The organism is Stenotrophomonas sp. LMG 10879 (genome assembly GCF_002750935.1).
In the GTDB taxonomy this organism is placed as follows: Bacteria; Pseudomonadota; Gammaproteobacteria; order Xanthomonadales; family Xanthomonadaceae; genus Stenotrophomonas; species Stenotrophomonas lactitubi_B.
The window spans coordinates 613,690-634,578 of record NZ_PEJT01000001.1 but is presented as its reverse complement, the minus strand read 5'-3'; the positions used below and the strand labels follow the sequence as shown (position 1 = coordinate 634,578).

17 protein-coding genes are annotated in these 20,889 nt (G+C 66.6%); 10 read left to right on the top strand and 7 right to left on the bottom strand.

What is annotated here, in order from left to right:
* Positions 1 to 18 precede the first annotated feature (18 nt).
* Both CR919_RS02710 and CR919_RS02705 read left to right on the top strand, forming a co-directional pair.
* On the top strand, positions 19 to 855 hold the full coding sequence (locus CR919_RS02710) for an OmpA family protein (RefSeq protein ID WP_099818730.1): 837 nt from the start codon (positions 19 to 21) through the stop codon (positions 853 to 855).
* A 121-nt stretch (positions 856 to 976) separates the two neighbouring features.
* Positions 977 to 1,267, top strand: coding sequence for a hypothetical protein (locus tag CR919_RS02705; protein ID WP_170929478.1), 291 nt, complete (start codon positions 977 to 979; stop codon positions 1,265 to 1,267).
* An 84-nt stretch (positions 1,268 to 1,351) separates the two neighbouring features.
* Here the strand turns inward: CR919_RS02705 and CR919_RS02700 are convergent, their stop codons facing one another.
* Entirely contained in the window at positions 1,352 to 2,179 is an 828-nt protein-coding gene (locus tag CR919_RS02700; protein WP_099818729.1) for a class I SAM-dependent methyltransferase, read from the bottom strand.
* Between the two features lie 64 nt (positions 2,180 to 2,243).
* On the opposite strand from CR919_RS02700, the gene CR919_RS02695 reads away from it, so the two are divergent.
* Positions 2,244 to 2,648 (top strand): MerR family transcriptional regulator, encoded by a 405-nt coding sequence (locus CR919_RS02695; RefSeq protein ID WP_099818728.1) that lies wholly within the window; start codon positions 2,244 to 2,246, stop codon positions 2,646 to 2,648.
* 43 nt (positions 2,649 to 2,691) lie between these two features.
* On the opposite strand, the gene CR919_RS02690 is transcribed toward CR919_RS02695, so the two are convergent.
* From CR919_RS02690 to CR919_RS02680, 3 genes are all read right to left on the bottom strand, one after another.
* Positions 2,692 to 3,408: an MgtC/SapB family protein gene (locus CR919_RS02690; RefSeq protein WP_099818727.1), complete on the bottom strand. Its 717-nt coding sequence runs from the start codon at positions 3,406 to 3,408 to the stop codon at positions 2,692 to 2,694.
* Between the two features lie 92 nt (positions 3,409 to 3,500).
* A complete protein-coding gene (locus CR919_RS02685; RefSeq protein WP_243379837.1) occupies positions 3,501 to 5,267 on the bottom strand; it encodes a chloride channel protein in 1,767 nt (588 codons plus the stop codon).
* A 63-nt stretch (positions 5,268 to 5,330) separates the two neighbouring features.
* Entirely contained in the window at positions 5,331 to 7,412 is a 2,082-nt protein-coding gene (locus tag CR919_RS02680; RefSeq protein WP_099818725.1) for a TonB-dependent siderophore receptor, read from the bottom strand.
* A 131-nt stretch (positions 7,413 to 7,543) separates the two neighbouring features.
* On the opposite strand from CR919_RS02680, the gene CR919_RS02675 reads away from it, so the two are divergent.
* Entirely contained in the window at positions 7,544 to 8,464 is a 921-nt protein-coding gene (locus CR919_RS02675) for a M14 family metallocarboxypeptidase (protein ID WP_099818724.1), read from the top strand.
* Between the two features lie 174 nt (positions 8,465 to 8,638).
* On the opposite strand, the gene CR919_RS02670 is transcribed toward CR919_RS02675, so the two are convergent.
* Positions 8,639 to 9,490 carry a LysR family transcriptional regulator gene (locus CR919_RS02670; RefSeq protein WP_033831329.1) on the bottom strand — a complete coding sequence of 284 codons (852 nt, stop codon included), beginning with the start codon at positions 9,488 to 9,490 and terminating at the stop codon, positions 8,639 to 8,641.
* Between the two features lie 160 nt (positions 9,491 to 9,650).
* Between CR919_RS02670 and CR919_RS02665 the strand changes: the two genes are divergently transcribed.
* From CR919_RS02665 to betT, 4 genes are all read left to right on the top strand, one after another.
* Positions 9,651 to 10,004 carry an SMR family transporter gene (locus tag CR919_RS02665; RefSeq protein WP_032975306.1) on the top strand — a complete coding sequence of 118 codons (354 nt, stop codon included), beginning with the start codon at positions 9,651 to 9,653 and terminating at the stop codon, positions 10,002 to 10,004.
* Positions 10,004 to 10,324, top strand: a complete 321-nt coding sequence (locus tag CR919_RS02660; protein WP_099818723.1) for a multidrug efflux SMR transporter — start codon at positions 10,004 to 10,006, stop codon at positions 10,322 to 10,324. Before CR919_RS02665 ends, CR919_RS02660 begins: the two co-directional genes overlap by 1 nt.
* 67 nt (positions 10,325 to 10,391) lie before the next feature.
* The gene (locus CR919_RS02655) at positions 10,392 to 10,772 is read left to right on the top strand and encodes a VOC family protein (protein WP_099818722.1); all 381 of its coding nucleotides are present in this window, start codon (positions 10,392 to 10,394) and stop codon (positions 10,770 to 10,772) included.
* Positions 10,773 to 10,973: 201 nt separating this feature from the next.
* The gene (gene betT / locus CR919_RS02650; protein ID WP_099818721.1) at positions 10,974 to 12,953 is read left to right on the top strand and encodes a choline BCCT transporter BetT; all 1,980 of its coding nucleotides are present in this window, start codon (positions 10,974 to 10,976) and stop codon (positions 12,951 to 12,953) included.
* A 101-nt stretch (positions 12,954 to 13,054) separates the two neighbouring features.
* Here betT and CR919_RS02645 read toward each other — a convergent pair whose 3' ends face one another.
* Together CR919_RS02645 and CR919_RS02640 are read right to left on the bottom strand one after the other, a co-directional pair.
* The gene (locus CR919_RS02645; protein WP_099818720.1) at positions 13,055 to 15,676 is read right to left on the bottom strand and encodes a TonB-dependent receptor; all 2,622 of its coding nucleotides are present in this window, start codon (positions 15,674 to 15,676) and stop codon (positions 13,055 to 13,057) included.
* 259 nt (positions 15,677 to 15,935) lie between these two features.
* The gene (locus tag CR919_RS02640; protein ID WP_099818719.1) at positions 15,936 to 16,913 is read right to left on the bottom strand and encodes a zinc-binding dehydrogenase; all 978 of its coding nucleotides are present in this window, start codon (positions 16,911 to 16,913) and stop codon (positions 15,936 to 15,938) included.
* Positions 16,914 to 17,394: 481 nt separating this feature from the next.
* Between CR919_RS02640 and CR919_RS02635 the strand changes: the two genes are divergently transcribed.
* Positions 17,395 to 19,722 (top strand): ribonucleoside-diphosphate reductase subunit alpha, encoded by a 2,328-nt coding sequence (locus CR919_RS02635; RefSeq protein ID WP_243379856.1) that lies wholly within the window; start codon positions 17,395 to 17,397, stop codon positions 19,720 to 19,722.
* A 110-nt stretch (positions 19,723 to 19,832) separates the two neighbouring features.
* A complete protein-coding gene (locus CR919_RS02630; protein ID WP_025878567.1) occupies positions 19,833 to 20,873 on the top strand; it encodes a ribonucleotide-diphosphate reductase subunit beta in 1,041 nt (346 codons plus the stop codon).
* Positions 20,874 to 20,889 lie beyond the last annotated feature (16 nt).

The following is a 20,889-nucleotide window of genomic DNA, read 5'->3' as shown; positions in this document are numbered from 1 at the left end:
GTCTACAGGGGGAATGACATGAAATCGCATCGCATCGCTCGCAGTGGCCGCGTCATCGCCACGCTGGGGCTGATCCTGGCTGCAGGGCTGCTGGTTGCGTGCCGCAGCCACGCACCGGCCGCCGACGGTCCCGCCGGCAGCACTGCCGTCACCTTCCCGGAGGCCAGCAAGGCCTCGCTGAAGGAAGGCATCTATCCCGATATCGCCGACCTGCGCCGGTTCGCGCCGGGCATGAGCAAGCGCCAGCTCTATACGTTGCTGGGCACCCCGCATTTCAATGAAGGCATGTGGGGCGTGCGCGAGTGGAACTACCTGTTCAACTTCCGCACCGCACAGGGCGCCGAATACTTCACCTGCCAGTTCCAGGTGCGCTTTGACAACAAGGGCATCGCCCAGGGCGGCTACTGGAAGCCTGAATCGTGCGCTGCCGTGCTGGACCCGCCGCGTCCGCCTGCACCGCCACCGCCGGCGCCGTTGCCGGAGCAGCCGCTGCGACTGGCCGCCGATGCCCTGTTCGGTTTTGACAGTGCGGTGCTCAGTGCCACTGGTCAGCAGGCCGTGCAGGGCGTGTTGGCGCAGGTGCGTGAGGCCAGCCAGGTGCAGTCGATCCAGGTGGTCGGCTACACCGACCGCATCGGCAGCGCTGCCTACAACCAGACACTGTCGCAGCGACGTGCCGAGGCGGTGCGCATGGCGCTGGTACAGGGCGGCGTACCCGCGGCGAGCATCAGTGCCGAAGGTCGCGGCGCGGCAGAACCGCTGGTGCAGTGCGACCAGCGCAACCGGCGCGAACTGATCGCCTGCCTGGCGCCCAACCGGCGGGTGCAGATCGCTGGCGTGGCCCGGCCGCACTGAATCCCCGTGCCGGGGCGTGCCCCGGCATCCCGAGTCCCCCCTGTTCTGCCGGCAGGACGTGGAAACGTCTCCCCCGTTTTCCACGCCTGCCGGTGGGCAGGTTTCTTCCCTGGTGCACCTGATGAATGCCCAATTCCTGCCCTTGTCCATGAAGACGGAAGCCACTCTCAGCGTGTACGGCCAGCTCGGCAACCATGCGGTCGTGCGCATTCCCGGGCGCCGGCTGCCGGGCCTGATCCTGCAGGCCGACACCGTTGCCGGCTTCCTCACCCAGCTGCAGGAGGCGCAGGCCTGCCTGCGCAGTGGCCGCGCGCAGCGGGCCGACGCCGAGCTGGACATGCTGGTCGACATGCTCGAGCAGTGGTACGCGCTGATCGAATCGCGGCTGGCCGATGCAGGCGAGGCGCTGTAGAGAAGAGGGGACGGAGGGGATCAAGTCGTTTCCCGCACAGCCGGGGCATGAACGACTTGATCCCCTCCGTGCCCTTTTCTGTTGCTAGGCGCGGGCGCGGATCATCCAGCAGGCGGTCTCCACGCGCACGCGATCACCGTCGATGAACGGAGCGAATGCGGCCAGTGCCTGTTGCAGCAGCGCATCGGCGCGCTCGGCGGGCAGTGCACGCAAGGCCAGGCCCACAGGTCCGAGCTGGCCAACGTAGCTGGCCAGCGCGTCACGGGTGAGGAAACATGTCAGGTCCAGCGGCGATACATCCACGTCCTGCCATCCGGCGCTCTGCAGCAGCCGACGCACCCGCTCGCCATCGGCGAAGGCGAACTGTCCTGGCGCACCGGCTGCTCGTGCCGGCAGCACCAACTGATCCGCAAGAGCGCGTTCGGCGGTGGTCATGAACGGATTTTCCTGCGCGCTGCGCCAGGCGATGCAGCGCAGGCCCGCGCCCGCTTGGGCGGCACGGTGCAGGTTGGCGAAGGCGGCCAGCGTGTCTTCGAAGAACATCACCCCGAACCGCGACTGGACCCAGTCGTAGCGCGCTGTTGCGAAGGCATGGCGCTGCGCGTCGGCAACGATGAAGTCGATGTCGCGCCCGATCGCGGCGGCACGCTGGCGGGCGAGGGCGAGCATGGGTGCGGAGATGTCGATGCCGGTGCAGTGGGCCTCAGGACGCGCTGCGGCGGCGGTCAGCGTGCTGGCGCCGGTGCCGCAGCCGATGTCCAGCAGTTCCGTGACGGCAGCCGGCAGTTCGTCGCGCAGGGCATCGGCCATCGGTTGGAACAGACCGTCCAGCAGGGCCTGCTGCGCGACCCAGTTCTCGCCAGCAGGGCCGTTCCAGAGCGTGTTCTGATCGAGCGGGAGTGAATCAGCCATGGGCTTGCCTTGCGCGGGGAGTGCGACCATGGTGGCGCTTGAAGCCCACTTGAGGTCAAGCACGATGCGGGAACTGGATATCGGTGAGGTGGTGCGCCGCAGTGGCGTACCGGCCTCGACCCTGCGCTACTACGAGCAGCTGGGCCTGGTGCAGGTGCTGGGGCGTCGTGGTCTGCGCCGGCAATACGACCAACAGGTGCTGGAACGGCTGGCACTGATCGGCCTTGGGCAATCTGCGGGCCTGTCGCTGCAGCAGATTGGTGCGGCGATGCCACAGGGGGCCGGGCTTGCACTGGACCGCACGGCATTGCTGGCCCAGGCCGATGCGTTGCAGCAGCAGATCCGCGGATTGCAGCGGGTGCAGGATCGGTTGCGGCGCGCTGCGGCCTGCCCACACGCCGAGGATGCGCGGCGCTGCGCATCGTTCCGCAGGCTGCTGAGTGCGCAGCAGCGCGTGGCCCGTGCATGAGCAGTAGATCCACGCCACACGTGGATGAACTGCTGGCCCACGCTCAATCGCGGGTGCTGACTTCCCAGGTGGCGTGCAGCACGCCCGGAACCTGCTCCATCCGCGCCAGCACCACGTCCAGCTCGTCGGCGCTGACAGCAGTGCTGACCAGGACGGCGATCACATCGGTGGGCGCATCGGCGTGCTCGACCAGCTGCACGTCGCCGACGGGATACTGCGCTGCTTCCAGTGCATCGACCAGGCGCTCGCGCACGCGCGGCACCGCGTCGGCATCCACGCTCAGGCGCACTTCGTAGGTTGCCTCACTGGCGGCTTCGTTGATCGGGATGCGGTTGATCGCGTTCACCAGTGGCCGCAGCAGGGTATTGCCGGCAATGATCAGGACGGTCAGCAGCACGCCTTCGGCCAGCATGTCCGCGCCGGTGCAGCTGCCCACGGCCGCCGAGCACCACAGCGTCGCGGCGGTGTTCAGGCCGCGCACGTTCATGCCTTCCTTCATGATCACGCCGGCGCCGAGGAAGCCGACGCCCGAGACCACGTACGAGATCACCCGCACGGCCTCGGCGCTGCCGGCGATACGCATGCCCAGATCCACGAAGGCCGCGGCGCCGACGGCTACCAGCACGTTGGTACGCAGGCCGGCGGTGCGCTGCCGGTATTGGCGTTCGGCGCCGATCAGGGTGCCGAGCACGAACGCCGCCAGCAGGCTGACCACGGTGTCGGCGAAGGGGCCGGACTGGAAGGTTTCAATGAAGCGCATGGCCGCAGTCTACCTCCCGCAGGTGACAGTAGATCCACGCCATGCGTGGATGGGTTGGTGCGCCTGGGACATCATCCACGCATGGCGTGGATCTACTCGTCGACGCGCTCGCCCATCATTTCGCGCTGGCGCTTGTCCAGCTCCTCCGCATAGCGCTTGCGCACGAATGCTTCAGACACCACGCCCAGTACCTGGCCATCGTCGGCCACCACCGCCAGCTCGTCGGCCTGGGTCTGGTCGAACCGCTGCATCACGCTGACCACGTCCGCGCTGGCGGCAAGCGCTACGTCGCGGTTCTCGGCGAACGTACCCACCACGTCCTCGGGTTTCACGCCGTCGCCGAACAGGCGCGGGATCTGCACGATGCCGGCGTAGTGGCCTTCACTGTCGATCAGGATCACCCGGCTGCCCGAGCCCAGCGGGAAGCGCTGGCGGAAGGCAGCGGCATCGAGGTCGGCCGGGGCAGTGGCTACGCCTTTGCGCATCATCCGCCCGGCATTGAGGTTGTGCACCCAGCCGATGTCACGCGCGCTCTTGATGGTTTCCCCGCGCAGATGCATGCGCCAGGTCGAGAAGGAATAGCCGAACCACTGGCGCACCAGGGTGCTGGACACCAGCACGGCGCTCATCACCACGCTGGTCAGCAGGAAATCGTGCGTGCCTTCCAGCACCAGCATGGCCATGGTCATCGGCGCGCCAACCACCGCCGCGGCCAGTGCGGCCATGCCCGCCAGTGCCGCCGAGGTGGCGTCGACCACCGGTACGCCAGTGGCCATCGCCAGCAGCCCGGCAAACAGCGTGCCGACCAGGGTGCCCATGAACAGCGAGGCGAAGAACAGGCCACCACGGAAGCCGAAACCCAGCGAGATGCCCGAGGCCAGGCATTTGAGGGTCAGTAGTCCGCCGATCCAGATCAGCGGCAGATGGGTGGTCAGGTCCAGATGCAGTGCGCCGTGGCCGGACGACAGCACCTGCGGGCTGGCCAGCGCCAGCGGAATCAGCAGCAGGCCGCCCACCACCGGCCGCCCCCACAGCGGCAACGGGCTGCGCTTGACCGTGCCCTCGATGGAGGCGATCAGGCGCATCACCACGATGCCGACCATGGCACAGCAGCAGCCGAGCAGGCCGTAGATCGCATAGTCGGCAGCGCGCACGTCGATGGTGGATGCCGCCGGCAGCAGGTAGGCTTCCACGCCGGCCTGGTCGGCAACGAAGGCGCCGGCCAGCGCGGCCACCGCAACCGGTGCCAGTGCCGCCGGCGTATAGGCACCGATGACGATCTCGAAGGCGTAGAACGCCCCAGCCAGCGGAGCGCCGAAGGCCGCGGCGATGGCACCGGCCGCACCGGCTCCGACCAGGATGCGCACGTCGTTGCGGCGCAGGCGCATCACCCGTCCCAGCTGCGAGCCGCTGCCCGCGCCCATCTGTGTGTACGACGCTTCCAGTCCGACCGAGGCGCCGCAGCCGTTGGAGACCAGGGTCTGGGTCAACACGATCAGGTTGTCGCGCATCGACATGCGGCCGCCGTGCAGCGCGTTGGCTTCCACGGCATCCAGCAGCGGGCGTTTGAGGCGCGTTGCAGCAAGGCTGACCACGCCCACCACCAGGCCGCCCAGCGGCAGTACCAGCAGCGCGGTCCAGGTCAGCGAGGGCAGCGAGCTCAGGCGCATGCCTTCGTCCAGCCCATACAGCGCCGTCTGCAGGGTGCGTGCCAGCCCAGCCTGCAACAGGGTCAGGCCACCGGCGATCAACCCGACCAGCAGGGCCAGGGCGATGAACCACAGGTCGCTGCCACGCAGGCGCAGGCGCAGGCCCTGGAAGGCCAGATGCAGGCGCGATGGCGAAGCGGTGGAGGACATGGTGGCGGCATGATACGCCGCCACCGTGAGCGCTACCGTCACCGCATCAGGCGGTTACCGCACTCAGAAGCGGTAGCGGCCCTGCACGTAGAACGTGCGCGGTGCGGCCACCATGCGGCCGGCGTTGCCATCCACGTTGCGGGTGTACCAGCGCTTGTCGGCCAGGTTGTTCACGCCCACCGCAATCTCGCTGTCGGCCAGCCAAGGCAGCTGCCAGGCGGCCTGCGCGTTCCATAGGCGTACGCCCGGCACGCGGCCCACGCGCGCATCGGCGGTTTCGTCCCAGGTGTTGGCGGCATCGGAGAACTGGCCGCTCTGGTGGGTGCTGGACACATTGAAGGTCCAGCCGGCCAGCGCATAGCGCGCGCCGATGCTGTCGGTATCGCGCGAATAGAACGGCACATCCAGGCCACGATTGTCGCCGGACTGCTGGATGGCCTTGGTCCAGGTGTAGTTCGCGTACAGCTCCAGCCCGGCCAGCGCGCTGCTTTCGGCGAAGCGATATTCAATCGCGCTCTCCACGCCCTTGTGGTCGGTGGCGCCGATGTTCTGGAAGGTCGGCGGGGTGATGCCCGGCACCTGCAGGATCTGGTTGTCGAAGCGCATCTTGAACACGGTCACTTCCGCGCGCAGCGCGCCATCCTGCCAGCGCGCACCCAGCTCGGTGGTCCTGGCGATTTCCGGGTTCAGCGGATTGGTCGCGCTCTGCGAGTTGAGCTGGATGTTCTGCACCGGCCCGAACGAGGTGGTGTAGTTGCCGAACACGGTCAGCTGCGGGGTCAGCAGGTAGGTCACGTTGAGCGAGGGCAGGGCCTTGTCGTTGCGGCTGCTGAAGGTCGCGCCGCCACCGGCCTGCTGGCGGTCCATGTCGATCCACTCCATGCGCACGCCGGGCGTGATCCGCCACTGGCCGATGGCGATGCGGTCATCAACGTAGAACGAGTGCGCATCGGTAGCGTTGTCGAAGCGGGTGGTGGCGCCGGCGGCACCGGTACGGCGGGTCACGGTGTAGCTGCGGTCGTTGCCGCGCTCGCGCAGGAAGCGGTAGCCGGCGGTGATGTCGTGCACGCTGCTGCCCCAGTGCAGGCGCTGGGTGTAGCGCGGTTCGATGCCGAGCACGCGGTAGTCGCGCGGCTGCACGGTGATCTGCGTGTTGGCGGCATTGATCAGCGAGCTGGCGCGGTTGCTTTCGTTGTAATACGCAAGCACCTCGAACTCGCTGTTCTCCGACAGCGTGTTGGTGTAGCCCAGGTCGATGCCGGTGCGATGGCCCTTCCAGAAGTCGGTCGGCCGGGTGTTCTGGAACGGATCGGTCTCGTACTGGGCGCGGGTCAGGCCGCCCGGGGTCAGCGAACGCACGTTGTAGTACGAGAGTTTGGCGCGCAGTTCCTGCTGTGCATCGATGGCATAGGCGAACTTCAGTGCCAGGTCGTCGAAACGGTCATCGCTGCCTTGGCGCCAGCCGCGGCCGTCCTGCCCGGAATACAACAGGGCCGTGCCCACGCCGTTGTCGGCGGTGCCGCCGAGGAACGCGTTGTACTGGGTGCTGTCGCCGCCGCCGTGGTCGTACGCGCTGTAGCGCACGCCGGCCTCGCCGTGCAGGCCGGTCGCGGTCGGAATGGCACGGGTACTGAAGTTGATGATGCCGCCGACATTCTGCGGCCCGTAGCGCACCGCACCGCCGCCACGCACCACGTCGATCGACTCGATGTTGGCCAGGCTGGCCGGGGCGAACGACAGCTGCGGCTGCCCGTACGGCGCCACCGCCAGCGGCACGCCGTCCAGCAGGACGGTCGAGCGCGGCGAGTAGCGGCCGGTCAGGCCACGCACGCCGATGTTGAGCGACACCGAGCTGCCGGCGGTGCCGGAGTTGTCGGTGACCTGCACGCCGGGAATGCGGCGCATGGCATCGCCCAGGCTGGCGGCGCCGCTGGCCTCGATGCGCTGGCGATCAACCACGGTACGTGCGCCGGCGAAGCTCTTGACGCTGTCGTGCAGGCCGGTGCCCAGCCAGCTGCCCGATACCTGGATGCTGTCGAGCGTGGTGGCGCTCTCCTGCGCGAAGGCGCTGGCAGCCGGGATCAGGCACAGGGCGAGGGCGGCGGCCAGGGGCAGGCGGGCCGGTTGCAGGGCAGGGATGGGCATCGTTGCGGGCAGTGGAAGGGCGTAAATGAGAATTATTGCTGATTCCATTCGCCATTGGAATCGGCACACGGTTCAGCGCTTTGACCCGATGGTAAAGTGATCAATTGCCTCCTGACCCGCTGAGATCTGCCATGTCCACTGCTGCTTTCTACCCCGTCGGAACCCCTGGCCAGCCGTGGGGCGTGGCGGAACGGGAGCAGTGGCGTGCGCGCCAGCAGCGCCTGCGCCGTTACGACGAGGAAGTGCTGCCGCGCATCGATGCACTGGCCGGGCGCTTCGACAAGGTGGCCTACGGCCAGCTCGACTACGCAGGCGAGACCTATACCCTGTTCGCCCTGCGCAGCCGCGACTGGAATCCGGCACTGCCGGCCGCGCTGGTGACCGGCGGTGTGCACGGCTACGAGACCAGTGGCGTGCTGGGCGCGCTGGAATTCCTCGAAAAGCACGCCGCCAGCTACGCCGGCAAGGCCAACCTGCTGGTCGCGCCGTGCGTGAATCCGTGGGGCTTCGAGCGCATCAACCGTTGGAACTTCGATGCGATCGACCCGAACCGCAACTTCCGCGCTGACGGCCCGGCCCGCGAATCGACGGCGCTGATCGAACTGATCGCATCGTTGAAGGGCCAGTTCGTGCTGCACATCGACCTGCACGAGACCACCGACAGCGACGAGAGCGAGTTCCGTCCCGCACTTGCCGCGCGCGACGGCAAGCCGTTCGAACCGGGCCTGATTCCCGATGGCTTCTACCTGGTGGATGACAGCGAGAATCCGCAGCCGGCGTTCCAGCAGGCCGTGGTCGCCGAAGTGGAGAAGGTCACCCATATCGCACCGGCCGACGACAAGGGCGAGATCATCGGTTCGCCGGTGGTCGCGCACGGCGTGATCGAGTACGCGCTGGTACCGCTGGGCCTGTGCGCCGGCATCACCGGGGCGAAGTACACCACCACCACCGAGGTCTACCCGGACAGCCCGCGGGCGACGCCGCAGCAGTGCAACGACGCGCAGGTGGCGGCGGTGTGCTCGGCGCTGGATTACGCGCTAGCCAACCCGTGATCTGCTGACCTCCTGTGCATCCACGCATGGCGTGGATCTACTTCAGCGTGCAGTAGATCCACGCCATGCGTGGATGGGGTAGTTCAGTGCGCAGTAGATCCACGCCATGCGTGGATGCGGTAATTCAGCGTGCAGTAGATCCACGCCATGCGTGGATGGGGCGCCGTTGATGCATCACCCCAATGCCTCGGCCCACCACAACGCCGCCGGCCCCGGCGGCGTATCGCGGCGCCACACCAGGTCGCTGTGGATGCGGCGCGGCCAGCCCGGCACGCGCAGTTCCAGCAGGCGGCCGCGGTCGTAGCGCTGCACCAGCGCACGCGGCAGCTCGGCCCAGCCGATGCCGTCCTCGGCCATCTCCATCACCATCAGGTAGTCCGACGCGGTCCACGCCGGCCCGCTGATCGGCGGCGCGTGGTCGACCTGCGCGCTCAGCCGCACCTGCCGGTGCCGGGCCAGCTGCGCCGCCGCGCGCACGCCGGCCTGCGCCAGTGGATGGTCGCTGGCCACGTACACCGCCAGTTCGCTGTGGTGGGCCAAGGGCTGGGCCACCAGCGCATCGGGGTACTGCGCCTGGCGCGGCAGCAGTCCCAGTCCGGCGCGCCCAGCATCCACCAGTTCCAGTACGTCCCGCCCTTCGGCATCCAGCCATTCCAGTTCGATCTCGGGAAATGCCTCGGCAAACCGCTGCAGCACACGTTGCGCTGGATCGAGCTGGTAGACATCGGAGAACACCACGGTCAGGCGCGGCTCCACCGGTGCCGCCAGGCGTACGCTCAACTGCTGCAGCCGCGCGTCGGCGGCAAGGATTTCCTGCGCGTGGCCCAGCACCTGCCGACCGGCGTCGGTCAGCTGTGGATAGCGGCCGCTGCGATCGAACAGGACCATGCCCAGGTCCGCCTCCAGATGGGCGATGGCGGTACTGACCGTGGACTGGGTCTTGCGCAGCCGGCGCGCGGCCGCCGAGAACGAGCCCAGCGCGGCGGCCTCGACGAAGGCCTGCAGGGATTCAGGGGAATAGGGCATTGATCCATCGCTCCTGTCGATGGAATCCATTTTGATACCACCGTAAAAGGCGATGATACTGGCCGCCGTCGCCCCTGTCTGCGGGGGCGTTCCGGATCATCCACGCACGGCGTGGATCTATTGATGACGGGCGCGGTCCCCGTCCCGCAAGGAGCTTCACATGTCCCGTACTGTTCCTGCCCGTGGCGCCTTCGTCGCCTGGGCCTGCCTGACCGTGGCGATCGTCGCCGAAGTGGTCGGCACGTCCTTCATGGCCCATGCCGCCCGCGATGGCGGCTGGACCGGTTATCTGGTGATGGCCGCCGCGCTGGCGCTGTCCTATTACTTCCTGGCGTTGTCGGTGCGCCGCATCGCCGTCGGCGTGGCCTATGCGGTGTGGGAAGGCCTCGGCCTGACCCTGCTGACCGTGGTCGGCATCAGCGTGTTCGGTGAGAGCCTGTCGCTGCAGCAGCTGGCCGGTCTGGTGCTGGCGGTGGTCGGCATCGTCTGTGTCACCCTCGGGGAGGCGCACTGATGAACATGATGGCCCTGTTTTTCGTGATCTGTTCGGCGCTGATCGATGTCGCCGCCAACATGATGGTGGCCAAGTCCGATGGCTTCCGTCGCTGGCGCTGGGGTGTCGGCGCCATCGTGCTGGTCTGGATCGCCTTCGCCCTGCTGGGCCAGGCCGTGCGCTACATGGACCTGGCCACCGCCTATGCGATGTGGGGCGCGATCGGCGTGATCGGCACGGCCACCTGTGGCCGCCTGCTGTTCGGCAACCGCCTGCGCCCGATTGGTTGGATCGGCATCGGCCTGGTCACTGTGGCGGTGTTGCTGCTCAGTACGTCTTGAACCCGGCTTGATTGCGGCGATCAGTGAGGTGGCCGACACTCGGGCTTTCCCGCAACGGAGTGCCCGCATGTTCAGTCACGTCACCGTCGGAACCAACGACATGGCGATCTCCCGCCGCTTCTACGATGCGTTGTTCACCGCCGTCGGCGGCCGCGCAGGCGTGTTCGATGACGAGGGCAAGCTGGTCTACGTCAAGGACGGCCGGATGTTCATGGTCATTCCGCCCATCGATGGCCAGGCGGCGTGCCACGCCAACGGTGGCACCATCGGCTTTGCGTTGGCCGACCCACAGGCGGTGCATGCCTGGCAGGAAGCGGGTGTGGCCCATGGCGGTACTGCGGTGGAAGAGCCGGCTGGCGTGCGGCAGAAGGCCGGGCGCCAGTTGTACCTGGCTTACCTGCGTGATCCGGACGGCAACAAGCTGTGCGCGGTGCACGTGATGGGTTGAATCGTCGGCGCTGGACGCGGTGTGTCGTAATCGGACCAGGGTGACATCACCGCCGGACGCGCGTGGAGGGCTGCAGGCGCGCGCGTAGCACGGAACACCGGCCGATCGTGCCTGCGCGGTGCCACGACTTCATCCTGTGTCCACTGCTGTTCATCCAGAATCCGCCGGCTTACTTTCTGATCGATCCGGAGATGGCTACCCATGGAAGCACTGGAGCCTCAACATCAGCCGGTGCGAACCCTGCGGCCCGTCTTCGCCTTCGCGGCGATCGTTGTCGTTGCCTTCGCACTGTTCGTCAGCCTGTTTCCGCTCGGCGCCGGTCGCCTGCTGGTCAAGGCGCAGGACTGGGCCGCGCTCAACGTCGGCTGGTACTACCTGCTGGCGATGACCCTGTACCTGGTGTTCGTGGTCGGTGTGGCGTTGTCCAAGTACGGTGGCATCAAGCTCGGTGCCGACCATGACGAACCGGAATTCAGCTATCTCTCCTGGGCCGGCATGCTGTTCGCTGCAGGCATCAGCATCACCCTGTTCTTCTTCTGCGTTTCCGAACCGCTGACCCACTACCTGCAGCCGCCGCAGGGTGATGGCGCAGCGGGCGAGGCCGGTGCACGCCAGGCCATGCAGCTGCTGTTCCTGCACTGGGGCCTGCATGGCTGGGGCGTGTTCGCGCTGGCGGCAATGGCGATGGCCTATTTCGCCTATCGGCACAACCTGCCGTTGGCGCTGCGCTCGGCGCTGTATCCGCTGATCGGCAAGCGCATCAACGGCCCGATCGGCTACACCGTCGATGCCTTGGGCATCGTCGCCACGGTGTTCGGTATCGGTGCGGACATGGGCTTCGGCGTGCTGCATCTCAACGCCGGCCTGTCGCACCTGTTCAATGTGCCGCACTCCAACCTGGTGCAGATCCTGCTGGTGGTGGCGATGATGGGCGCGGCCGTCGCGGTGGCGGTGTCCGGGGTGGAGAAGGGCGTGCGCTGGATGGCCAACATCAACATGCTGCTGGCGATCGCGCTGGTGCTGTTCATGCTCTGCGCCGGCCCCACCCAGTACCTGCTCAGCACGCTGATGCAGAACCTGGGTGATTACCTGGGCAGCGTGGTGGGCAAGAGTTTCGACGTGTACGCCTATGGTGGGCGTCCGGAATGGCTGGGCGGCTGGACGGTGTTCTACTGGGCCTGGTGGATCGGCTGGGCGCCGTTCGTCGGCCTGTTCATCGCGCGCATCTCGCGCGGCCGCACCATCCGCGAATTCGTGTTCGGCGTGCTGCTGATTCCGCTGGGTTTCACCCTGGCGTGGCTGTCGATCTTCGGCAACAGCGCGCTGGACCAGGTGCTGCACCATGGCCAGCAGCAGCTGGCGCAGCTGGCGGTGGATGATCCACCGACGGTGCTGTATGCGTTGCTGGATGGCTACCCGTGGAGCAAGGCGGTTATCGGGGTGACCGTGCTGGTCAGCTTCATCTTCTTCGTGACGTCGGCCGATTCCGGGGCGGTGGTGCTGTCCACGCTGTCCTCGCATGGCGGTGCGCCGGAGGATGATGGCCCGCGCTGGCTGCGTGTGTTCTGGGGCACGGTGATCGCGGTGCTGACCGCTGGCCTGCTGCTGGCCGGCAGCATCGATGCCTTGAAATCAGCGGTGGTGCTGGCATCGTTGCCGTTCTCGGCGGTGCTGCTGTTGATGATGTGGGGCCTGACCCGTGCTTTCAGTGACGAGTCGCACCGCAAGCGCGCGCAGCAGTTCAGGCCATCGCCGCTGATCGGCGATGATCGCCACCACCAGGGCTGGCGCCAGCGCCTGACCCAGGCCATGAACTTCCCGGTGCGCGACCAGGTGTACCGCTTCATGGACGACACGGTGAAGCCGGCGATGGAGGCGGTGGCCGAGCAGCTGGGCGAGCAGGGCTGGGACGTGCAGACGCGCTTCGAAGCGGGCGATATGGAACTGTCGGTCAACCACGGCGAGCAGCAGGATTTCCTGTACCGCGTGATCCTCAGTGGCTACCTGACCCCGTCCTTCGCCGCGCAGCAGCTGCGCAACCAGCGCTACTACCGCGCCGAAGTACATCTGTACGAGGGCAGCCAGGATTACGACCTGGTCGGCTACAACCGCAAGCAGATCATCAACGACATCATCAGCCAGTACGAACGGCACCTGCAGTTCCTGCACCTGAGCCGTTGATGTGGTGGGTGCGGACCGTTGGTCCGCACCCCCCTGTAGAGCCGAGCCCACGCTCGGCTCCGAGGGAAGAGCCGAGCGTGGGCTCGGCTCTACAGCGGCAATCAGAACCGGTAGCGCGCGCCCAGCGAAACGAACTGACCGCGCAGGTTGTACTGGCTGATGTCGAAGCCGCTGGAGCCGCCGGCCGGATCGAACGGCGGATCCTTGTCGGTCAGGTTCAGCACCGACAGTGACAGCGTGGTCTGCGGAATGCCCTCGTAGGCCACGTACAGGTCCAGCTGATGGTAGGGCTTGACCTTGTCGCGCAGGCCCGGATTGCTGGTGGCGGTGGCCACGCGCTGGTCATAGCCGCTCACGTACTGCAGGCTCAGCGTGCTGCTCCAGTCACCCACAGCCCAGTTCAACGAGGTGGTGCCGCGCGTGCGTGGCAGGGCGCCATGGCGATTGTTGCCGGCGCCGTCATAGGGCGCCTGTCCAGCCACCAGCGGCTGCTTGAAGCTGAGCAGGTGGGTCCAGCTGCCGGCCACGGTGAAGTTGCCCCAGCCATCGGTGCGGAAGGTACGGTTGGCTTCCAGGTCGATGCCCGAGGTGGTCAGCTCGCCCTGGTTGGCGTACTGGTTGGTGATGATCTGGATGCGGCCCTGTGCATCGCGCTGCACGCGGCCGGGGAACAGGTCCGGGTTGTTGACGATGAACTGCGCGCTGTCCGGCTTGACCAGGTTGTCCTGCTCGATGCGGTACCAGTCCAGGCCGATGCTGGAATCGGCATCGGGTGACCACACCGCGCCGACATTGAGGTTGCGCGAGCGTTCGGCCTTCAGGTCCGGATTGCCGGTGCGCAGGTTGGTCACACCACGGCTGCCGCCCGGCTGCAGCGGATCGAACGGGTCGACCACCGAACCGTAGCTGATGGTCTGCCCCGGTGCGATCTCCGGCAGCGACGGTGCACGGAAACCGCGCGAGAACGAACCGCGCAGCAGCAGGCTGTCCAGCGGCTGCCAGCGTAGCGCGAACTTCGGCGAGAACGCCTTGCCGAAGTCATCGTAGTGATCACCGCGGCCGGCCACCTGCAGCTCCAGCGTGCGATGCAGCGGCACGCTGAACTCGGCATAGGCGGCACTGACCTGGCGTTCGCCGTCGACGATGTTGATCGCCGGGCGCAGCTCGGTACCGGACAGCACCTGCGCGCTGGTGCGCGCATCCAGTGATTCCTTGCGGAATTCGGCGCCCCAGGCGAAGCCGATCGCACCGGCCGGCAGTTCCCACAACGAGGTCGAGGCCTTCACGTTCAACGAGTGCAGCTTGTACCAACCTGGACGTTTGGTCTGCAGGCGCAGATCGTCCAGTGCGCCCGGCGTGCTGGACGGATCGAGGAAGTTGTAGCTGCCATCGCGCAGGATCTGCTGGAAGGCGTAGCGGTCCACGAAGTTGTCCACGTACTCGCGCTGCGCGCTCTGCGAGGTCAGTGCGGCCACTTCCCAGTCCCAGCGTTCGCCGGTGCCACGCACGCCGGCCAGCGCGCGGTAGAACACCTGGGTGTTGTCCTTCAGGCGCGGGCCGAGATCGAAGAAGGTGTATTCGAACGGCAGCGGCGCGCTGCCCGGATTGTTCGGATGGCCGACCGGCAGCACCGCGGCGATATCGGTCAACGTACCGGTGGCGGGATTGTAGGCACGCAGGCCCGGGCCGACCGTCAGCGGCGCACTGAAGATCTGGTCGGCCTTGTTGTGGCTGTACAGCACATCAGCGAAGGCTTCGACGCTGTCGTTGAAGCGGTAGGTCGCGCTCAACGACGCCTGCAGGCGCTCGGCGCCAGGCTGCAGGGTCTTGAACGGCTGCGCGTTGAAGGCGCAGGCCTGGCCGGGCAGGGTGCTGCCGAAGTCGCTGTAGGGACGCAGCTCGCTGCCATCGGGGCAGGGCGAGAACGGCTGCGGCGCACGTGGATTGGACAGCCAGTTGCCACCGGCCGTGGACCAGCCGGCGAGGCGGCCACCGGGCTTGTCGCGGAAATCGCCGTCGCGGGTGTACGCGCGCTGGTCAGCATCGAGGCGGTCGCGCTTGAGCAGGTCCAGCCCGAACAGCACGTTCCAGCCCTGCTGCTCGAGGTCACCGAAGCCGGCCAGCAGGTTGGCCTTGCGCTCGTTCAAACCGCCGTGGGTGGCGGTGCCGAAGCCACCGCCAACTTCCACGCCCTGGAAATCACGGCGCAGGATGATGTTGATGACACCGGCGATGGCGTCCGAGCCGTACACCGCCGAGGCGCCATCCTTGAGCACTTCGATGCGCTCGACCGCGCTGATCGGCAGCGCGTTGAGGTCGACGAAGGTGTCCTGGGTGTTGAGCGCGAAGCCGAAGTTGGCCACGCGGTAGCCATTGACCAGCACCAGCGTGTTCTTCGGCGACAGGCCACGCAGGCCGATTGACGCCGAGCCCGCAGCGAAGCTGCCGGTGTACTGCTCGTCGAAGCTGTTGCCGGCGTTGGCCGACAGGTTGCGCAGCACGTCGGTAAGGGTGGAGCGGCCGGTCTGCAGGATCTGCTCGCGGGTGACGATCTGCACCGGGTTGGGGCCGGCGGTGTCGCTGCGCTTGATGTTCGAGCCGGTCACCAGCACGGTGCCGAGGGTGGTGCTGTCCTTGCCGGTGTCGGCGGTTTCAGCGGCGCCGGCAGTGCCGGCGACGAGGGCCAGCGCGACCGCGCTGGAAAGCAGGGTGGAGCGATACATGGAAGCGACTACGCCAAACGGGGGAGGAGTCGTCAGTACCGCACGCGGGTCCGTGCGCCTTCCAATGACGAAAGCGCATTCAGTTATACATCACAGGTTCTTAACGAAAGTCAGCGCCCTTGGTGGAGTGGCCCGTGCTCCGGTGGGTGCGGACCGTTGGTCCGCACGCCCCTGTAGAGCCGAGCCTACGCTCGGCTCCACACACTGGCCGGAAAGCAGCCGAGCATGGCTCGGCTCTACAGAACGCAATGTCAGACGATCACGGCCGCAGCAACACCTTGCCGTTACGACCCGAACCCGCACCGGCCTTTGCGGCCTGGGCGATGTGGTCCAGATCGAAGATCCGCTCCACCGGCAAGGTCAGCTCACCGCCCGCCGCGCGCTTCAGCAGCTCGCCGACCAGCCGACGCTTGTCTTCCACCGCCATCGCCTGGCTGACCTTGCTGCCCCAGAAGCCCTTCACCGTGGCTTCCTTGTAGATCAGGCCACCGGCGGGAATGCGCATCGGCTCGCCGCTCATCACGCCGAACGAGACCAGGGTGCCGTGGTGACCGAGCAGGTCGACCAGGTCGCCGCTGGCATCGCCACCGATGGAATCGACCGCAGCCGCTGCCTGTGCTTCGCCGGTGGCTTCGCGCACGCGGTCCTTCCAGCCGTCCACCGAGGTATCGAACACGTGATCGATGTCGAGCGCCTGCAGCTGCGCCACCGCTTCCGCGTTGCGCACCAGGTTGGCCACGTGCACACCGCGCGCCTTTGCCAGCATCGCCAGCGACTTGCCGACGGCACCGTTGGCGGTGTTCTGCACGACCCACTGGCCCGGCTCGACGCGCAGGAACTCCAGCAGCATCAGCGCGCTCAGCGGCATCGCGATCAGCTGTGCGGCCATCTCGTCGGGGATCGATTCCGGCATCGGGATCACCATGCGCGCCGGCGCGATGAACGCTTCGGCCCAGGTGCCGTGCACCGAGGCGGCGGCAACACGCTGGCCGATCTGCAGGCCATCGACGCCCTCGCCGAGCGCATCGACCACGCCCAGTGCTTCGCTGCCACCGATCGCCGGCAACGTCGGCTTGTAGCCGTACAGGCCACGCACGGTCAGCAGGTCGTGGTTGTGGATCGAGGCCAGCACGGTGCGGATGCGCACCTCGCCGGGGCCGGGGTCGGGCAGTGCGGCGTCGGCAACGGCAAGGACGTCGGCCGGGTCGCCGAAGGAGGAGTACTGGGCAGCGCGCATGAGCGGTGTTCCGTAAAAGTTGATGTGTTACCGAACTGGGGACGTGTGCGGCGTCAACAAGGTGATGGCGGTGCAACACGGCATCCTGCGACCGATGGTCGCGACATGACGTGATTACTGCATCTTGTGTTGACGGCTCAGGGCATCCCCACTATGTTGTGGCCGTCACTCCCGGTCAGCCGCCGCCGCCGGACATGCAGTAAACGTCCCGCGGCCCGCCCCTGAAGGCTTGCCGTGTCGACGCGGCCGCCATCGTGCGGACGCAGGTCGCCCCCACGGCCCGGATACCGGCCGCAGGCGCAGGCAGATGCCGACGACCTACGTTCCTGCACCCTGGCACTTCACCCGTTCGCCCCGCGCGCCGGTATCGCGTGCAGGGCCGCCATGGCATCGGGCGCCGACGCGCGTACGAGCCTGGAGTTCCACCACCATGACCGACAGTACCTTCCGCGTGGCCGACCTGGCCGGCGCGGGCGACGCCATGCGCGCCAGCGGCGAGCGCGTGCCGACCTGGATTACCAAGGAAGCCGGCAATCGTCGCCTGCCCTACGATGCGGCACGCCTGCTGCGCAGCATCGACACGATCCATGCCGAGCTGCCACAGCTGGATGTGACCGACTACTGCCGCGTGGTGCTGGCGATGGTCGAGCGCAAGCCCAGCATCAGTGCCGATGATCTGGTGGACCTGCTGATCCGCGAAGCAGAATCGCGCGTCGATCTTGTCGCGCCCGAATGGGAACAGTTTGCCGCACGCCTGTACCTGCGCCGGCTGTACAAGCGCGCCAGCCGCAACCGCTTCTACGACGTCAGCCTGAAGTACGGCTCCTTCGTGGGCCTGCAGGAAAGCCTCGCCGACCGCGGTGTCTACAGCAACGACATCCTGCGCTGCTATTCGAAGGAAGAGCTGCAGCAGGCCGGTGAGATGATCGACCCCGAGCGCGATCGTCTGTTCGCCTACAACGGCCTGTACCTGCTGGCCACGCGCTATCTGGCCACCGACCGCAGCCGCGAGGTGTATGAGTTGCCGCAGGAGCGCTGGCTGACCATCGCCCTGTACCTGATGCAGAACGAGGGCGGGCCGGGTGAGAGCGGCCGTGTGCGGCGCATGCAGCTGGTGGGCGAGGCGTACTGGGCACTGTCCAACCTGCACATGACGGTGGCCACGCCGACCCTGGCCAACGCCGGCAAGGTCGGTGGTCAGCTGTCGAGCTGCTTCATCGATACCGTCGATGACAGCCTGCAGGGCATCTATGACTCCAACACCGATATTGCCCGCGTGTCCAAGCACGGCGGCGGTGTGGGTGCGTACCTGGGGTACGTGCGCAGCAGTGGCGCGCCGATCCGCGGCGTGCCCAACTCATCCGGCGGCGTCGTGCCGTGGATCAAGCAGCTCAACAACACCGCGGTGTCGGTCGATCAGCTCGGCCAGCGCAAGGGTGCGGTGGCGGTGTACCTGGACATCTGGCATCGCGACATCGAAGCCTTCATGGACCTGCGCCTGAACAACGGCGACCAGCGCCTGCGCGCGCACGATGTGTTCACCGCCATCTGCGTGCCCGATCTGTTCATGGAGGCGGTCGAGCGCCGGGCCGACTGGTACCTGTTCGATCCGCACGAGGTGAAGCAGGCCAAGGGCTGGTACCTGCAGGACTTCTACGACGAGAAGCGCGGGCAGGGCAGCTTCCGCGACCGCTACGCCGAACTGGTCGCCGACGAGCGCATCAGCCGCCGCACGGTGAAGGCGATCGACCTGTTCAAGCGGATCATGCTCAGCCAGCTGGAAACCGGCAATCCGTTCCTGTTCTACCGCGACGAAGTGAACCGGAAGAACCCGAACAAGCACGCGGGCATGGTCTATTCCAGCAACCTGTGCACCGAGATCCTGCAGAACATGAGCCCGACGCGGATGATCCAGGAGATCGTCAGCGGCGACCAGATCGTCACCACCCGTCGTGCCGGTGACTTCGTGGTCTGCAACCTGTCATCGATCAACCTCGGCCGCGCCATCACCGCCCCCGAGGATCTGCTGGCCACGGATGTGCTGGAGCGGTTGATTCCGATCCAGGTGCGCATGCTCGACAACGTAATCGATCTCAATGCACTGCCGGTGCCGCAGGCCACCATCACCAACCACAAGTACCGCGCCATCGGCCTGGGCACGTTCGGCTGGCACCACCTGCTGGCACAGCAGGCGATCCACTGGGAATCGCCCGAGGCCGAGGAGCTGTCCGATCGCCTGTTCGAGCGCATCAACTTCCTGACCATCCAGGCCAGCGCGCAGTTGGCCAGGGAGAAGGGCAGCTACCCGATGTTCGCCGGCAGCGACTGGCACAACGGCAACTATTTCCGTGACCGTGATTACAGCGGCGCGGCCTGGGACAGTCTTGCACGCGAGGTGGCGAGCAACGGCCTGCGCAACGGCTGGCTGCTGGCAGTGGCACCGAACATGAGCACCGCACAGATAGCCGGTTCCACCGCGTCGATCGATCCGATCTACAGCGCGTTCTACTACGAGGAAAAGAAGGACTTCCGGCGGCCGGTGGCTGCGCCCGGGCTGTCGCTGGAAACCTGGCCGTACTACGAGAAGGGCGCCTACAAGGTCGACCAGTTCGCCAGCGTGCGGCAGAACGCGCGCCGCCAGCGCCATGTCGACCAGTCGATCAGCTTCAACCTCTACGTGCCGAGCACGATCCGCGCCAGCACGTTGCTGGAGCTGCACCTGAGTGCTTGGCGGGAAGGGTTGAAGACCACCTACTACGTGCGCTCCAACGACATCGACATCAGCGAATGCGAGTGGTGCTCGAGCTGATCGCTGCGCCCCCTGTAGAGCCGAGCCCACGCTCGGCTCAGGCGCGAAGAGCAGCCGAGCATGGGCTCGGCTCTACATCCGCAACGCATGCAATACGAAGGCAGAAGACCATGGCAACCCCCCTCGACCGCATCAAGATCCTCGAACCGCGCCACCCCAACCGCAGCACCGGCATCATCAACGGCCGCACCAGCGGCATCCTGAACTGGAACGACATCCCGTACCCGTCGTTCTATCGCGCCTACAAGGAGCTCTCGACCAACTTCTGGATCCCTGATGAGGTGGACATGAAGGTGGATGCACGCCAGTACGGCGAGCTGAACGCGCGCGAGAAGAACGCCTACGATTCCATCATCGGCCTGCTGGCTACTCTTGATTCGCCGCAGACGCGTTTCATCTACAACGTCGCCGAGTACATCACCGACCCGGCCGCGCACGCCAACGCGGCGATCATCGGCCAGCAGGAGGTGATCCACAACGAGAGCTACAGCTACGTGCTGGCTTCGATCACCGACCTGCCGAACCAGAACCGCATCTTCGAGATCGCCCGCACCCATCCGACCATCATCAAGCGCAACGCGCCGATCATGGGGGCGTATGACGATTTCATGCGCGAGAAGACCGCCGAAACCCTGCTGAAGTCGCTGATCCAGTCCTCGATCCTGGAAGGCATCAACTTCTATTCCGGTTTCGCCTACTTCTACAACATGGTGCGGCAGAACCGCATGAACGGCACCGGCAAGATCATCAGTTTCATCAACCGTGACGAACTGGCCCACACCAAGTTCATCAGCGAGCTGATCCGCGCCATCATCGGCGAGAACCCGGAGCTGCAGACCAACGAGCTGACCGCCTACGTGCACCAGTCGTTCGAACATGCCATCGAGCTGGAAACCCAATGGTCGGCGGAAGTGCTGGACGGCATCGACGGCATCGACGTGGACGAGATGGTGCGCTACGTGAAGTACCGCGCCAACAAGATGGCCGGCATGCTCGGCATCGAGCGCCTGTACAGCGACACCACCGACAACGTGATGCCGTGGATCAAGGCCTACGCCGACAACTTCACCGAGACCAAGACCGACTTCTTCGAGATGCGCAATGCAAGTTACAAGAAGACCAACGTCGACAACGGCTTCGACGACCTCTGAGCGCGGCCCGGCGCTG

Coding starts and splice junctions, on each gene's coding strand:
- CR919_RS02710 (WP_099818730.1), top strand. CDS start 19: ATGAAATCGCATCGCATCGCTCGCAGTGGCCGCGTCATCGCCACGCTG.
- CR919_RS02705 (WP_170929478.1), top strand. CDS start 977: ATGAATGCCCAATTCCTGCCCTTGTCCATGAAGACGGAAGCCACTCTC.
- CR919_RS02700 (WP_099818729.1), bottom strand. CDS start 2,179: ATGGCTGATTCACTCCCGCTCGATCAGAACACGCTCTGGAACGGCCCT.
- CR919_RS02695 (WP_099818728.1), top strand. CDS start 2,244: ATGCGGGAACTGGATATCGGTGAGGTGGTGCGCCGCAGTGGCGTACCG.
- CR919_RS02690 (WP_099818727.1), bottom strand. CDS start 3,408: ATGCGCTTCATTGAAACCTTCCAGTCCGGCCCCTTCGCCGACACCGTG.
- CR919_RS02685 (WP_243379837.1), bottom strand. CDS start 5,267: ATGTCCTCCACCGCTTCGCCATCGCGCCTGCATCTGGCCTTCCAGGGC.
- CR919_RS02680 (WP_099818725.1), bottom strand. CDS start 7,412: ATGCCCATCCCTGCCCTGCAACCGGCCCGCCTGCCCCTGGCCGCCGCC.
- CR919_RS02675 (WP_099818724.1), top strand. CDS start 7,544: ATGTCCACTGCTGCTTTCTACCCCGTCGGAACCCCTGGCCAGCCGTGG.
- CR919_RS02670 (WP_033831329.1), bottom strand. CDS start 9,490: ATGCCCTATTCCCCTGAATCCCTGCAGGCCTTCGTCGAGGCCGCCGCG.
- CR919_RS02665 (WP_032975306.1), top strand. CDS start 9,651: ATGTCCCGTACTGTTCCTGCCCGTGGCGCCTTCGTCGCCTGGGCCTGC.
- CR919_RS02660 (WP_099818723.1), top strand. CDS start 10,004: ATGAACATGATGGCCCTGTTTTTCGTGATCTGTTCGGCGCTGATCGAT.
- CR919_RS02655 (WP_099818722.1), top strand. CDS start 10,392: ATGTTCAGTCACGTCACCGTCGGAACCAACGACATGGCGATCTCCCGC.
- betT (WP_099818721.1), top strand. CDS start 10,974: ATGGAAGCACTGGAGCCTCAACATCAGCCGGTGCGAACCCTGCGGCCC.
- CR919_RS02645 (WP_099818720.1), bottom strand. CDS start 15,676: ATGTATCGCTCCACCCTGCTTTCCAGCGCGGTCGCGCTGGCCCTCGTC.
- CR919_RS02640 (WP_099818719.1), bottom strand. CDS start 16,913: ATGCGCGCTGCCCAGTACTCCTCCTTCGGCGACCCGGCCGACGTCCTT.
- CR919_RS02635 (WP_243379856.1), top strand. CDS start 17,395: ATGCGCGCCAGCGGCGAGCGCGTGCCGACCTGGATTACCAAGGAAGCC.
- CR919_RS02630 (WP_025878567.1), top strand. CDS start 19,833: ATGGCAACCCCCCTCGACCGCATCAAGATCCTCGAACCGCGCCACCCC.